The organism is Flavobacterium plurextorum (genome assembly GCF_024638035.1).
GTDB lineage: Bacteria > Bacteroidota > Bacteroidia > Flavobacteriales > Flavobacteriaceae > Flavobacterium > Flavobacterium plurextorum.
This window is the reverse complement of the sequence record NZ_CP100442.1, coordinates 1770123-1786329: the sequence shown is the minus strand read 5'-3', so window position 1 is coordinate 1786329 and position 16207 is coordinate 1770123. Positions and strand designations below refer to the sequence as shown.

The following is a 16207-nucleotide window of genomic DNA, read 5'->3' as shown; positions in this document are numbered from 1 at the left end:
TTATAATTAATACTGATTTGTAGTGCTTTCTCCGTCTGCAATTACTTTTGCTGCTGAAGTTCCGATGCGTTTAACTCCTAACCGAATCATTTCTAATGCTTCTTCATAAGAACGAACGCCGCCTGCAGCTTTTACAGACAATGGAGATGCGTTTTCTAACATTATAATTACGGTAGGAACTGTTGCGCCGTTTGGCAGATCGTTTTCCGTTTTATAAAACCCTGTTGAAGATTTTACAAAAACTGATGCATAATCTTCTTCATTAAAATTGGATACAACTACATTTTTTATAAGTGAAGAAAGCTGAATAATTTCTTTTTCATTTAAAGCCGCAACTTCTATAATCCATTTTACTGTTTTATTGTTTGCCAGCCCAATTTGAGTTCCTATTAAAACTTCTCTTTTTACTAAATCAGTATCACCATTTTTAAAAGCTTCGTAGTTACAGACAAAATCTAAATCATCGGCTCCATTTTCAATTGCTTCATTGGCTTCTTTTATTTTAACTTCTAAACTTGATTTCCCTTCAGGAAAATCTATTACGGTACCAACAAGCAAAGCTGAATTTGCTTTTACGATCATTTCTTTGGCCATAGCCACAAAATCCGGCCGAATCATAATTAGTTTAAACTTCTCTTGAATTGCTTCTTCAATTGCTTTTTTTACGACAATAGTATTCTCTTCTTCCGTAAGTCCGGCTTGAGAAGCTGTTTTTAAATAAGTTGAATCTAGGTATTGCTTGATATTCATAATTTTAAAGCTAAATAGAATGGCGCAAAAGTACACTTAAATTCACAAAAAATACTCTTTTATAAAGCTTGATTTTTGAGCAATAAAAAACCCACCGAAGCGGGTTAGTAAATTCTTATATTTTGTCAATCTGTTTCTTGAAAATCATGGCTGAAAAAACTGCCACAACTGCACCTAATGCATTTGCTAAAATATCTGTTACATCTGAAGCTCTTGTAACTGTTAGAACACTTTGCAAAATTTCGATTGTAATTCCGAAAAAAACAGAAAATATAAACGAAATCAAATAGGCTTTGTAATCATCTGCTTCTTTGCCTTTGAGTTCCTTTTTGAAAAAAAAGATCCACGAAATCGTAAAACCAAAATGAAAACAAAAGTGCACGATTTTATCTATACTCGGAAAATTGACTACTGGTATTTTGCTCGAATCTATCAAACAAAAGTACGCAATGATTCCCGAGCAAATAATCGCCCAGATTAAAAGGATTTGTTTAGGCACCTATTAATTGTTTGTATGCTTCATCAGACAATAATGATTCTATTTCTGAAGCATCTGCAATTTTTATCTTAATCATCCATCCTGCTCCGTAAGGATCAGAATTTACTGTTTCTGGAGCGCTTTCTAAACTATCATTAAAAGCAATAATTTCTCCTGTTAAAGGCAAAAACAAATCTGAAACTGTTTTTACAGCTTCAACTGTTCCAAAAACCTCATCTTTATCAAGTGTTTGATCTAAAGTTTCTACTTCAACATACACAATATCTCCTAACTCTTTTTGTGCGAAATGAGTAATTCCTACTGTTGCAACATCTCCTTCGATGCTAACCCATTCGTGATCTTTTGTGTACTTTAAATTTGCTGGTATGCTCATAATTGTGTGTTTGAAAATTGATAATTTAATAATTCTGCAACAAATGTAATAATCTTCTAATAAATTCCTGTTTAGAAACTCAAATTTAATTTCCGAAATTATATCGAAGCGTGAACCCTGATCTAATATTTGTTAAAGGAAATGATGTTGAAATAACAGCTTTTGAAAATGAATGATCGTAATAAAATATTGCGGTCAAGTTTTTACTAAAAGAATAATCTGCTGTTAATTTTAACGACCAGATATTTTGTCCTGCTGCAAGTTGATTATTATCGTAATCTAAATATCGTACTAATGTTTCATTATTTCTAAATGAGAAATCGGCCTTAATATTTATATCACTCTTAATAATTCCTGTTGGAGAATCTGCTAATCTTGACGAGAAAATAACATCTTTAAAACGATACCCCAATCCAACTATATATTCTACTCCTCTAACTTCTGTCAATAAGTTATTATCAAAACTCATTGATAATGCTCTGTCTTTTTTAATCTCAGAAAGCACACGCAAAGAACTCTTCAATTCAAAATCCATTCGAATCAATGGACTAAATTGCTCTACTAAGTTAACATTAGACATAATAATTTGATTATAGAAATTAGTATTAACGTCTTGTATCTTAGCAGGATCATTATAATCAAAATTAGATCTAAACTGATTCACAGTATAAGATGCTCTGTAATTATGCTGTAATGAGAAACGCTTGAATTTATCTTTAAAATATTTATAGCGCATTAATCCATTATATTTAATACTCCAGTTTGGAATTGGAAAACTTCTAAAAATATCTGTAGATGCACCAGAAGCATCTCCGCCTGTATATGCTGCTAAGAATGATGGCAACAGAACGGCTTGATTACTTTTTGTATACCCAATAGGATACCCTTGATTAGAAAGATATATTTTATAGTTAGGATCTGTTTCTGCTGGAATTGGATTATTTGCGTCTCCATATCTCGGAATTTCAACTCCCGCACCATAATGTTCTTCTGCCAAACGGTTTGCAATTATCAAACGATTGTTTCTAAAATCATCAAATGCTGCTGACTGTGTTTCATTACTAGTCGAAAAAGCTGTTTTTATCAAAACTGTCGAAATAGAAAACATTCCGTAAGTGTAAGGCGACAACGGCATATATTCTCTTGTCGCTGGATCAACACTAAATTGCTCTGATGAATTTTCAGAATAGGCACGATCCATAGACAAATCAATTTTTAAGTCAGGAAGCAAATCAATATTGGCTGTAACTTTTAAAAGCTTATTTGTAACTTGAGTAAAGCTTTGATTGAAATCTTGATAAGTTGTAAGCCATCCATTTTTTGCAGCTTCATAACGAACATCATCTTGGCTTCCAAATACAAATCCTAAACTTGGTTTAGATGTTCCTAAGAAACCAATACTTGGTGTATATCCAGGTAAAACGGTACCGCTGTTTTTGGTGTAATTAATTTGAACATTTTTCACACTAGTCAACACACCGATTAAACCATCATAAAAAGGATTACTGCTTACAACTGGTTTGGCTGTATTTACAATTTTCTCACCTGGTTTTGGCGGCACTGCAGTTTTAGGTTTTGCTGGAGATTTTGCCCCTGGCGTTAATCCTAAATACTTATACAACATATTCATGTTTAAGGTTGTAGTAAGTGTATTAGAATTTGCGTTTTGAATCGTGTTTCCTAAGTCGTATATATTACCACTAGAATCTTCGTATTGCGTAAATGCTGTTGAAGCACGATTCCAGCTGTAATCTGCTGTATAAGAATAACTCGCTTTTACAAAACTAAAAATTGGTATTTTATTGATTGGAATATCATAGTTCAATATTAACTGCTGAACGTGCTGATTTGGCGTACCAATATCCCAATAATCATCCCAAATATTAAAATCTTCTTTTGGAGAATTATCATCGTTTAAGAAGTTTCGAACGATATTGTTTGATGCTGCTGAATAGTTTAGTTTTAATGATTTTGTTAGGTTAAAACCAAAACCATATTGATAATTAAAGGCAAAATTTCTTCTGTATAAAGGATCAAGTCCAATACCCTCAACTTCGACTAATCTATACTGCTGGCGGTTGCTTTGTCTTAGAATATTAGTATTAAAAGATATGTTTGACGGCAGATAATTAAAATTGATGTCGCTTAACATTTTCCAATAATCGCTTTTCTTCATGAACTTTGTAGTCTTAAACGGAACTACTTCTTTGGGTTGAAATGTATACGCATAATTTACGGCAGTATTAGACTGTTCATCTTCATAACTTTCAACTTCATAATCGTGTCGTTCAACCTGATTGTATGATTGAGAAAATGTAAAATTCTCTACATCATAAACATGAGGTTTCTGTTCTGGAGCTCTATCTTTTCTAACGCCAATAAAGTTGATACTTTTACGTTTTGTATAATCTACAGCACGAGTTCTAATATTGTCTTTTTCAGCCTCATTAGTCGTTTCTCTTATTAACTGATCCAACTTAATATCCTGATTAAAAGGATCATATTCAGGCGTAATCACTTCCTCACCGATTGCATAATTAAACGGCAGATTGATTCCCCATTTTGGAGGTAATAATTTTCCTAAATTTAAATTTGTTACAATATTATATTGCTGTATGTCTTCACGGCTGCGTTCGTTTGCTCCTTGTTCTAAAGATCCAAAACCTATTGTACTTTTTCTACCGGTTGCAGATACAGTTGCAAAATCGGCCATATTAGTATCAACATTTAATATAGCTGCCATTCCGCCTTTGTTCTCTAAATCTGCTAGTCGAAGTTCATTAAACCAAACTTCTCCTTTAATATCTTTATGATCGGCCCTGCTTTTTACTCCAACCATTAAATTTCGAACCAAACCAAAATTAGGATTTCCTTTTATACCTAATTTCAATCTGCCGTCACCATCTCCTCCACTTGATAAATCATCATCAGGATAATAGATTCCGTTAATATCACGCTTATCCGAATTGATATCAATAGACATGGCTTTAATCTTCATACTGGTCAATAAATCAAGAGCTAAATCTATGTTATTCTCTTCCATCCAAACCAAGTCTGGACTTATCGTACAAGAACCTCCAGTTCTGGTAACTTTTAATGGAATTTCTACTTGATAGAAGTTTTGTGTAAAGTCATTTCCAAAACGAATGAAACCAACCATTTCATCATCTTCAAGTGTATTTTCATTTGGCAGAGATTCGGCATGTAAAAACATTTTAAGTTTTTTGTATTGACGCATATCAACACTTACGTTTTTAAAAACCGCTCTTGAATCTTGATACTGTAAACCTACACCGCCAATTCGTACCGCCAAAGATTGCTCGTTTTGATTGATAACAGTATTGTTATTATACAACTGCTCTCTTCGAACTCCTGGTGGAATTACATAATTTACTGGACACTTGGTTCCGTTTTCTTGAATATTTACTGCCGCTACATCAAACTCTACTCCATCGTCGTCTGGATTTGGATCATTTGCATCAAGGGTTCCTGTATATCTTCTCCATTCACCTCTTACTAAATCTAAGGCTCCAAAACGAACAGTTGTCTGATTATTAAATCCGGTCATGAACATACGCATGAAACGAATAGATCTAAAATCTGTAATATTACCAATTGTGTTTTGCGGCTGTGAAACTGGAATTTTAAATTGAATCCATCTTGCTGTAGTTGTCCCTCCGTTTGGCAGTTCGACGTTACTTACTTCTCTAATATCTGTAACATAATTTTGTCCTACCTGCATTCCTGGCTTAACATCAATACTATATTCATAATAAGCATTAATCGTACTCATGGTATTATCACGATTAATATCTTCAACATCTGGAAGAGTTGTTGAACCACGATTTGGATCATTAATACTTACTGCTGAATTTCCTTCAACTCCATTGTAATTTTTGTAACGTTCAAGAACACCGCCATCAGTATTTAAGTAATAGGTATAATCATCTGCAGCTGGATCAGCTTCTCCTGCGTAATTTGTATAAATTGCACCTTCTTTTGAACTTGGCAGACCATCTAAACCAACATCTTGATTTTTTCGGTTATCTGGATTGGTGTCAAAAGCATAAATCAAAGATTGCGACGCAGGAACATCTCCCCAAAGCGGCTGAGGGTTAACCATTATCTGATCTGGTCCTAATCCGTTTTCATATTGTTTTCTTCCGTCTTTTAAAACGTCTTCAGAGATTTCTCCTAAATTGAAATATATTTTACCTGTATTAGTTCCTGGTGTTTCTCCATTTCCAACATAAGGATCTAGAACCCAAAACTGAATATACTCAACGTTTCCTTGCTCAAAATTTGTTGAGTTTAAAGCTCGCATAATCCCTCCAAAATTTGATGATGGATTACTTGAACTAAAATTTGGATTATTATTATAAGGTCCTCTATCTGATGGATAATATGTTAAATCAAGCGTATTAACAACTTGAATTTGTCCTTGAGCAATATCGGTATTTGGATATAATTCTCGGCTGTAAATTCTTCTTGTTGTATTTAAAGACAAATCATCATTTGAAATTCCAGATGGTTTTGAGGAATAAAAAATTGGATCAATAGTATACCAAGATAATTTTGCTCTTTTATAACCGTATTCTAAAGTATTAGAATTGGCATTAAATGTATTATCGTTTATAGAATTAACAAATGGTGTTGATGCTAAACTCCATGCATAAGCAGATCGCATATCGATTGTAGTCTGTGAACCTTCAAAATCATCAATGTAGATAGTTGCTTCTCCTTCAAAATCACTTGCTTTTGGAGCATCTGGTCTTAAAAATGCAACTTCACCTCGTATAGACAAATTCGACGGCACATCGGTATCAATATTAGGCAGTTTGTTTGCTAACCTTGTCAAAAACGGAACTTCTGTTGAGTAATTTCCATTAAAACCAAAAATGGTATTATTTACTGACTCTTGACCATAACTTGATTTTTGAGTAAAAGGTCTTTCTGTCATTTTTAAATAAGTTCCTCCAACTACAAATTTATCTGAAATTTTATGCTCGACATTGAATCCCATAAATCTTCTCGTCTGTTGTCCGAAGATTGAATTATTTTCTAATGAAACTTCTATTGGTGTGTTTGATGCCTGAAGTGAAGGATCTAAAATTTGCACTCTTCCTAATTGGTAATCGACACTATAATCGATCCCTTCAACCAGTCTTCGTCCCGCTGCAGTAACAACGACAGATCCTTGAGGCACATTAAATGCTCCAATAGGTATTCCGTTGCTTCCTGATGATTTATATTTTCCTCTTAATAAGAATTTATTTTTATCACTGTCTTGCAATGCTCCTGCCTGAGTGTTTTTATACATATTTCTAAAAACATACTTTTGCTGATTGGCATTATAAGTTGTTGGATCGTTATATGTTTCTCCTGTGCTGTTTTGTAATTTCTTAAAGATAAGTTCTCCAAAAGGCTCTTTTGTTGTAAAAATTACACGCCCATTCTGAACATCGACTGTTATCCCAGGAATGTAATCAAAAAATCCATCTCCACCTGTTTGCGGATCATTATTGTAGTTTAAGCGATCTAAGTTGAAAACATTTAATAATGGCGTTTGCTCCACTTTATTATCTGGTGCTGGATTTGGAGGAAAAGTAGTTCCTTGAACTGGTGTAATGTAGTTTATAGGCGATGGGTCTGTATAAAGAATATTCAACCTAAAATCATCTTGTTTAATTTGATATGCCTGTGGAATTTGATAAACGTTTTTCATCATTAAGTTCCAAACTGGATTCTTAACGTTTGTCAAATTACTTTTCAGCATTTTTAAAACTAAACTTTGTGTAATGATTGCTTGATTACCATTATTGTTTCCTGTAACCACTGTTCCGTCAATACCATCACTTCCAAATTCTCCAACTTGGTACACTTTTCCACCAACTGTATATTCGAAAGCTACTGCTAAAATTTCATCGTTGGCTAAACGCTGCTGTAACGATAAATATCCTAATTGAGGATTAAACGTATACTCTGCTGCTGTTAATTTTCGAGCATTTTCTAATACTGAATAATCAGTGGCTTCACTTACATTGGTATTATTAAATCCTGATTTTGCTGTTACGATTTCTCTAATGTTAGAGTTTAAATATGCTCCCGCTTGACCAATGGTTGCTGGATCATATTTATTATTGGTGTTATTTGTTGGTGTATCTATAGGATTATTAAAGAATCCTGTACTAGAACTTATTACAACAACTTCATTATCTGGAATACCACTTATTTGACCTTCACCTAAATCTTGAAGCGCTATGATATTTCTTAAGTTATTATTGTTTGTGCTTACACGGTTTTGCTTGTTGGTTACCCAAACTTCTAATCTCGTTATCTGTACACGACTATCAATAATTGGATAATTCCTTAAAGATCCATCGTATTTATTTCTAAAGTATTGAGATAAGAAAAAATGTCGATCGTTATCGTAATCTAAAGCATACAAATCAAAGTTTTGAACTGTTCCTCCGTTTTCGGCAACAACGCTTTTTGTTTGTGATTTTTGCTCTGAAAAAACACCTGTAATAGTTGTTTTTCCAAACTGCAGCTGTGTTTTAACCCCGAACAAACTTTGGGCTCCACGAATTAAAGTACTATTAAGCGGCATACTGACATTACCAACTTCTACTTTTTGGATGATATCATCTTCTGATGGTGTGTATGCCAGTTTAAACAAGTTCTGAAAAGCAAATGTTGACTGTGTATCGTAATTTGCATTTACTTCTAATCTTGTTCCTACTTTACCCATTAAACTCATACTGATTCGCTGATCAAAATCGAATGTAAGACTTGATCTATTACGAGGTGAGAAAGAAGGATTGTCTTGTTTTGTGTAACGCATACCCAAATCCATCTCGACAGATCCGGTAGGTTTTACATCGATAGTGTTACTTCCGAATACACTTTCAAAAAGGCTTGAATTAATGTAATAACGAGGCAGTAAATCTTTTTTGGCAGCTTCGCTATTTGTCTTTTTCCCATCGATTGCATCGGATTTCTTTCTAAAATAATCTCTTCTAGATTCTTTTAAAACTAAATCTTCGTATTCTTTGGGTGTTAAAATAAGAGGATAATCAATGGAAAAACCATCCACTGATTTTGTATAAATGTAACGATCTGTAATTGGATCATATCGATAAGCTGAAAGTATACTAGGCGGATTTTCTAACTCTAATTTTCCAACAGAAAACTGAGTTTTGGTTGTATCTTGAGCCACCGGATTTACTTGTGATCGCAAAACGTTACCACATAATAAAACCAGCAAAAAAATACAAATTTTACGCATACAATTCGTTTATCAAGATTGGGTTTATAAGCTTTTTAATGCTTTTTTAATAATCGTTTCTACGGTAGCTTCCGGATCTTCTTTTACAATCTTTTCGACTACTTTTTCTGAAGTTTTTCTAACAAATCCTAAAACTTCCAAAGCAGATAACGCTTCATCTCTATTTGTATTGTTTTGAACAACGGAAACTTCATCTAAATTGTACAACTTTAACACTTTTTCTTTTAAATCAAGTATTACGCGCTGTGCAGTTTTGTTTCCAATTCCTTTTATAGACTGAATAACACCAACGTCTCCCGATGCTATGGCATTAATAATTTGTCTTGGTTCAATAGAAGACAACATTGTTCTTGCAATATTGGCTCCAATTCCTGAAACAGACAAAAGCATTCTAAATATTTCTCGCTCTGATTTTTCGACAAAACCAAATAAAGTATGCGCATCTTCTTTGATTTGAAGATGCGTATACAATTTTATAAAATCAGCATTAGGAATTAATGAAAAGGTATGCAACGATATGTTTACATGGTATCCCACTCCACCACAATCAATTACAACTTCTGTGGGATTTTTTTCAACTAATTTCCCTTGCAAATGTGCTATCATAGTATTATTTATAAGTATCAAATATAACAAAAATGCAATAAAATTAAGACAATATTATTTGATCCTTACTTTATTGTACTACTCTGCTAATTTGTTTTTTTTACTTTCTTTTTGTTGTGCGTCAATTACCGCAATTGCTGCCATGTTGACCATTTCTTCAACACTTGCTCCTAATTGAAAAATGTGAACTGGTTTACCCATTCCCATCATAATTGGCCCAATAGAATTAACTTTATATAATTCTTTCAACAATTTGTATGTAATATTTGCTGACTCTAAATTAGGAAAAATAAGTGTATTAACTTTTTTACCTGCTAACTTAGAGAAAGGAAATTTTTCTTTAAGCATATCTGGGTTTAAAGCAAAATCTGCTTGAATTTCTCCATCAATAATCATTTCTGGATGATTTTTATGCAAATAAGCAACTGCTTCTCTTACTTTTGAAGCGCTTTGACTTGTAGATGACCCAAAGTTTGAATAAGAAACCATTGCGATAACAGGCTCAACACCAAACATTTTTGCTGTTTTAGCTGTCATAATAGCAATGTTCACTAAATCTTCTGAACTTGGATTGATATTTATTGCTGTATCTGACAAGAACATTGGTCCGCGAGATGTAAGCATCATATTTGCAGTGGCAACTAGTGATGCTCCTTGCGCTTTTTCTATTAACTGAAGCATTGGTTTTACAACACTTGGATAACTTCTTGAATAACCTGTAACAACTGCGTCAGCTTCTCCTTCATTAACCATCATTGCTGCAAAATAATTTCTTTCGCGCATAAATTTCTGAGCGTCAAGCAATGAAACACCTCTTCGTTCTCTAGTTTCCCAATAAGAATTTGCAAATCTATTTCTTCTTGCTTCTTCTTCACTGGTTTTAGGATCAATAATTTCAAGATCAGCATCAAAGCCTAATTCAGCTTTTAATTCTAAAATTACTTCTCTATTTCCTAATAATACTGGTGAACCAATACCATCTTCGTAAACAATTTGAGCTGCTTTTAGAACATTTAAATGATCTGCTTCTGCAAAAACAATTCGTTTAGGATTTAATTTAGCACGATTGGTAATCAAACGTACCATTTTATTATCGTTCCCCATACGCTCACGAAGTACATCTTCATAAGCTGCCCAATCTGTAATAGGATTTTTTGCTACTCCAGATTCCATTGCAGCCTTAGCAACAGCAGGCGCTACAATAGTAATTAATCTAGGATCAAAAGGTTTAGGGATGATGTATTCTTGACCAAAACCAAGTTTTGTTGCTCCATAAGCTACGTTAACTTGTTCTGGAACTGGTTCTTTTGCTAAAATAGCTAAGGCTTTTACAGCCGCCATTTTCATTTCTTCGTTAATTTTAGTAGCACGAACATCTAATGCTCCTCTAAAAATATATGGGAAACCTAAAACATTATTTACTTGGTTAGGAAAGTCTGAACGTCCTGTAGCCATAATAACGTCTTTTCGCGTTTGAACAGCTAAATTATAATCGATTTCCGGATTTGGATTTGCCATTGCAAAAACAATCGGATTTTCTTTCATTGTCAATAACATTTCTGACGATAGAATATCTCCTGAAGATAATCCAATGAAAACGTCTGCTCCTTTTACAGCTTCAGCTAATTCAATTTTAGGACCGTTAACGGCATATTTTAATTGTAACTCTGAAAGCGCAGGATTATCTTTTGTTAAAAGTCCTTTACTATTGTACATTAAAATGTTTTCGACTTTTACTCCTAATAAAACATATAGGTCAGTACAAGCAATTGCAGCAGATCCTGCACCAGAAACAACCATTTTTACATCTTCGGCTTTTTTTCCTGCTATTTCAAGAGCATTGATTAAAGCTGCAGAAGAAATAATTGCAGTTCCGTGCTGATCATCATGCATTACCGGAATGTCTAATTCTTCTATTAATCTTCTTTCAATTTCGAAAGACTCCGGCGCTTTAATATCTTCAAGATTGATTCCTCCAAAGGTTGGAGCAATATTTTTTACTGTTTGAATAAATTCTTCAACATTTTTAGTATCTACTTCGATATCAAAAACGTCTATATCAGAGAATATTTTAAACAACAACCCTTTTCCTTCCATTACTGGCTTTGATGCCTCTGGACCAATATCACCAAGTCCTAAAACAGCTGTTCCGTTTGAAATTACAGCAACTAAATTTCCTTTTGCTGTATACTTATAAACGTCTTCAATGTTTTTTTCAATTTCTAAACATGGCTCAGCAACTCCCGGCGAATAAGCCAGTGATAAGTCTCTTTGGGTTGCATATTTTTTTGTTGGAACTACCTGAATTTTTCCTGGAGTTGGCTCTGCGTGGTACAGTAATGCCTCTCTCTTTTTACTCTCTTTGTTCATTTTTTTTAGCTTTTATTCTAGCTTACAAAGATATAAGTCTTAGCTTAAAAAGGTATGTTTTTACCACTTTCTTTTGTTAAATTGTTAAATATAAGAAAGACAAAAAAATAGCCCATAGAAAAATGGACTATCTAAGAAGGTATATTAAATAAAATTAATTTACTGTGAGATATAGGAATTTAAGTGATTGATGGTATCTTTTTGAATTTCGATAACAGCTTTTACCACATCGCTGATCGAAATTATTCCTACTACAATTTCGTTTTCTAAAACTGGGAGATGTCTAATTCTTTTTGAACTCATTAACTCCATACAATCCTCGATATTATTAGATAATTTTACCGAAAAAACATTGCTTTCCATGATTTCATGTACAAGGGTTTCTTTGGAAGATTTATCTTTTAAAACAATTTTTCGAGCATAATCCCTTTCAGATAAAATTCCTTTTAAGTCATTTTCGTCAATAACAAGGATTGCTCCTATGTTTTTTTCGCCCATTACTTTCAAAGCTTCATAAACTGTTGTTGTTGAATGTACCGAATAAACATTTTTACCTTTTGCGTTTAGTATTTGATCTACAGTCATATCTGAAAAATTTTAGATTTATAAAGTTAAAAAAAAATCGCACACTATTTACTTCTAACGTTACATTTTAAAAACACAACACATTCATTTTAAACATTATACATCAAATTTTAAATTTCTAAAATGATCCATTAAGAAAGGATTCTTTTTTTGATGCTTTTTTAGGAATAATCCGCTTTTTTAACGTTTACTTCTTTATATAAAAAAGCCTTTTTCTAAAATTTAGAAAACACTTATAAATTAAAAAAGTTACTAACCCGACAATATATGTCGGGGCTTCTTTTCTCACATTTTAATAATTTTGATTTTTGTAAAAAAAATATAAAAAAATCTTCTAACATATTATAGTATGTCAAAAATACAGATTAAAAAGTTCAACTTGCGTGAAATTAAAAACAAGTGATCGGAAAGATTAAAGGATTTAAATGTATAACAATTTACAAACGAAAAACATCTTATTATGGAAACTACAGAAATTAAGAATTTAGAACGCCTTAAAAAATTAATCACGTTATACTTTCACACTCTAAAACCATCTGAGGACAAAACAGAAACTAATGTAACTCAAATTAAATTTGCTAATTATTATGAACTAGGCTGTGTTATAACCAATATGCTTAAAATGTGTGTTTTGGCACTGGATCATGATGCTCATAAAATTTCGACGACCAACCGAGATCAAATAAATGTGTCTTTAATTTTAGAACAGGTATTGGAAATGTTTCCTTTGCATGAGTTTGAATTTTTAAGCGAAATTAGTGAGCTGTTCATTGAACATCCTAATAATGTCTGCCAATAAAAAAGACCTTACTAAAATTTAGAAAGGTCTTTTATAAAATTACATACTTGTGATTATAAACTCACTTCGTCTGTTTTGCTGATGCTCTTTTTCGGTACATGGCACACCATCTGAACATTTGTTCACTAATTGGCTTTCACCAAAACCTTTTCCGGTTAATCGATCTGATGCAATACCATTTTTTATAAGCCATTGTACAGTCGATTTAGCTCTTTTATCTGATAAAGCCATATTATATTTTACCGTTTGACGGCTATCTGTATGAGATCGAACGTCTATTTTCATTTTAGGATATTGCTGCATTACGACAAGAATTTTTTCTAATTCGAATGCTGCATCTTTACGAATAACTGATTTGTCTAAATCAAAATAGATAATTGGAATGTCGAGTGTTTTAGCTAAATCAGTTCCTACATTAATAGGCTTGTTTCGCTTTTCTAACATTATATCAAGATTTGTTTCACCTGTTTGCTCTTTTATAGTAACTGCGGCTTCTTTAGTTTCGTAATCTTGTTTTTCTGCTTTTACATAATAGTTTTTAGCACAATCTACAGCAAATTTGTAAATTCCATTTGCGTCTGAAACTACTTGATCTTTTATATTAAAGTTTGCATCAAGTAAAGTCACTTTTGCATTTTCGATCGTTTTACCAGTTTCTAAGTCGGCTGTTGTGCCTTTTAAAATTTGCTGGCAAAGTATTTTTTTTATTTCTGTAAATCTGTAAATATCATCATTTCCAATTCCGCCTTCTCGATTAGAAGAGAAAAAACCGTTTCTGTTTTTACTATCGATAACAAAAGCAAAATCATCTTGCTTTCCGTTTATTGGAGCGCCAATATTTTGTGCTTCCGAAAAAGTTCCATCGTTATTAATTTTAGAAACATAAACATCAAGTCCGCCTAAACCTGGCTGACCATCACTGGCAAAATACAACTCATTATCTCCTGAGATAAATGGAAAAGTTTCTCGTCCTTCTGTATTGATTGTTTTACCAAGATTTTCTGGTTTTGCAAAACTGCCGTCACTATTGATCGCTACTTTATACAAATCTGACTGACCTAATGTACCTGGCATATCTGATGCAAAATACAATATGGTTTCATCATTGCTTAAGGTTGGATGCGCCGTGCTGTATTGATCACTATTAAATGGTAGTTCGGAAATATTCTGCCATTTCCCATTTACAAAATCCGCTTTATACAGTTTTAACAATGTAACTTTTTGTCCGTTTCTCCCTCTTTTACCATCAAGAAAATTATTTCTTGTAAAATACATTGTTTTACCATCTTTTGTAAAGACAGGTGTCGATTCGTTAAACTTAGAGTTTATCTTTTTTTCAAATCGTTCAGGCTTTCCAATTGTTCCATCGGCTTTCAATTCAGCTTCATATAAATTGGTAAAGGTTTTATTGGTCCATTTAAATGTTTTTTTTACAACTCCGCCTGTATCTCTTGCTGATGCAAAAACAATTTTATTGCCTAAAAAAGAAGTTCCGTAATCGGTTTGGTTCGAATTGATTCCTGCATCGGCAATTTCAAATCGTCCTGAATTACTTTTTATTTTTTCGAGGTAATTTTTGTTGTTTTCAAATAATATTCCTCTTTTATCTGTTTTTACTTTTTCAGTAAATGCTTCAAGAATTTTATCCGCTGCTGTGTAATCTCCTTTTGCTTTTAAGGCTTGAGCATAACGGTAATAATATTCTGGTTCTTGCTCTGTATTCATAGCAAAAAGTTCATCGTACCATTTAACAGCTTTGGTCAATTCTCCATTAAAATAATAGGAATTACCAAGTCTCTGAAACATTTTTTCATCTTTATATCCTTTTTCGGCCACTTTTTCATAAGTCGCGATCGCGTCTACATAAGCATATTGGATATAATCTTTGTCTGCTTTATTTTGGTTTGAGTTTTGCGCACTTATTTTTAGAACTGTAAGTCCTAAAAAAAGGATACAAATTATTTGTTTAATGCTCATCTTTGGAGGGGATTTAAAAGAATCTTGGTGAGGTTATACGACTGTAATTATTAAAGAATTCGAAACGCAGGAATATCTCGTGAGAACCTGAGTTATAATTATTTAATTTAGTGGTTTCACGGTCATAAGCATAACCTATATACATTCCATCGGTAACCTGAAAACCTGCCATTGCACTAATGGAAGCACTCCATCTATAAGCTATTCCGGCAACAAATTTATCGTTGAACATAAAATTTCCTGATAAATCAATTTGTAATGGAGCACCCTCAACCATCTTGGTAAGGACAGCCGGCTTAAACTTGACATAATAATTAAGATCGAAAACATAACCTGCCATGAAATAGTAGTTGATCTTTTCTTTGAAAATTGCTACGTCGTTATCATTATATCTGTTTGTCTCTATGAAATTAGGAATCGACAATCCAACGTAAGCTTTGTCTGAGTGCCAATAAACTCCTGCTCCAATATTAGGCGAAAATTTACTATTTAAATCTTGAAACTGAGGATCTCCTTGATCTTCGGGATTAAGTTTGTTTATATCTAGGTTGAATAAATTGGCTGTAGCTTTAATTCCAAATGAAAGTTTGAAGGTATTTGATGTTGGTACTGTATAAGACATATCTGCCGATAAAGTATTCTCGTTTGTAGGTCCAATTTTATCATTTACAAGCGAAACACCTATTCCTAAATTACTATTATTTAATGGTGTATTTAATGAAAAACTGCTGGTTTCTGGTGCACCATCAAGTCCAACCCATTGTGTACGATACAAACCGAAGACACTCATTGCTCCGCGTGAACCGGCATATGCTGGATTTATATTAATGGTGTTATACATGTATTGTGTATACTGTGCATCTTGCTGTGCAAACCCTACAGCGGAAAAAAATATAAAAATTAAGCTTAATTTTTTCATTTAAAAAGAATTTTAAAAACGGCTTAGCTCAAGACTAAGCC

Annotated in this window: 10 protein-coding genes; 1 reads left to right on the top strand and 9 read right to left on the bottom strand. The window is 33.0% G+C overall.

All coding sequences use genetic code 11. The annotated features are described in order from the left end of the window. Positions 1–6: 6 nt before the first annotated feature. From deoC to NLG42_RS07975, 7 genes are all read right to left on the bottom strand, one after another. Complete coding sequence (gene deoC / locus NLG42_RS08005) at positions 7–750, bottom strand: deoxyribose-phosphate aldolase (RefSeq protein ID WP_257683441.1); 744 nt, start codon at positions 748–750, stop codon at positions 7–9. A 115-nt stretch (positions 751–865) separates the two neighbouring features. Then, positions 866–1249, bottom strand: coding sequence for a VanZ family protein (locus tag NLG42_RS08000; RefSeq protein ID WP_089059090.1), 384 nt, complete (start codon positions 1247–1249; stop codon positions 866–868). Further along, a complete protein-coding gene (gene gcvH, locus NLG42_RS07995; RefSeq protein ID WP_089054433.1) occupies positions 1242–1622 on the bottom strand; it encodes a glycine cleavage system protein GcvH in 381 nt (126 codons plus the stop codon). Before gcvH ends, NLG42_RS08000 begins: the two co-directional genes overlap by 8 nt. 85 nt (positions 1623–1707) lie before the next feature. Beyond that, the gene (gene sov, locus NLG42_RS07990) at positions 1708–8910 is read right to left on the bottom strand and encodes a T9SS outer membrane translocon Sov/SprA (protein ID WP_257683440.1); all 7203 of its coding nucleotides are present in this window, start codon (positions 8908–8910) and stop codon (positions 1708–1710) included. Between the two features lie 24 nt (positions 8911–8934). Further along, positions 8935–9516, bottom strand: coding sequence for a Holliday junction branch migration protein RuvA (ruvA, locus tag NLG42_RS07985; RefSeq protein ID WP_257683439.1), 582 nt, complete (start codon positions 9514–9516; stop codon positions 8935–8937). A 78-nt stretch (positions 9517–9594) separates the two neighbouring features. Beyond that, positions 9595–11886 carry an NADP-dependent malic enzyme gene (locus NLG42_RS07980; protein WP_257683438.1) on the bottom strand — a complete coding sequence of 764 codons (2292 nt, stop codon included), beginning with the start codon at positions 11884–11886 and terminating at the stop codon, positions 9595–9597. Positions 11887–12045: 159 nt separating this feature from the next. After that, entirely contained in the window at positions 12046–12471 is a 426-nt protein-coding gene (locus NLG42_RS07975; protein WP_089059086.1) for a CBS domain-containing protein, read from the bottom strand. A 460-nt stretch (positions 12472–12931) separates the two neighbouring features. On the opposite strand from NLG42_RS07975, the gene NLG42_RS07970 reads away from it, so the two are divergent. After that, positions 12932–13270 (top strand): hypothetical protein, encoded by a 339-nt coding sequence (locus NLG42_RS07970; protein ID WP_257683437.1) that lies wholly within the window; start codon positions 12932–12934, stop codon positions 13268–13270. A 39-nt stretch (positions 13271–13309) separates the two neighbouring features. Here NLG42_RS07970 and NLG42_RS07965 read toward each other — a convergent pair whose 3' ends face one another. Both NLG42_RS07965 and NLG42_RS07960 read right to left on the bottom strand, forming a co-directional pair. Next, positions 13310–15247 carry an OmpA family protein gene (locus NLG42_RS07965; RefSeq protein WP_257683436.1) on the bottom strand — a complete coding sequence of 646 codons (1938 nt, stop codon included), beginning with the start codon at positions 15245–15247 and terminating at the stop codon, positions 13310–13312. Between the two features lie 13 nt (positions 15248–15260). Beyond that, positions 15261–16166 (bottom strand): PorP/SprF family type IX secretion system membrane protein, encoded by a 906-nt coding sequence (locus NLG42_RS07960; protein ID WP_089059082.1) that lies wholly within the window; start codon positions 16164–16166, stop codon positions 15261–15263. Between the last annotated feature and the right edge of the window lie 41 nt (positions 16167–16207).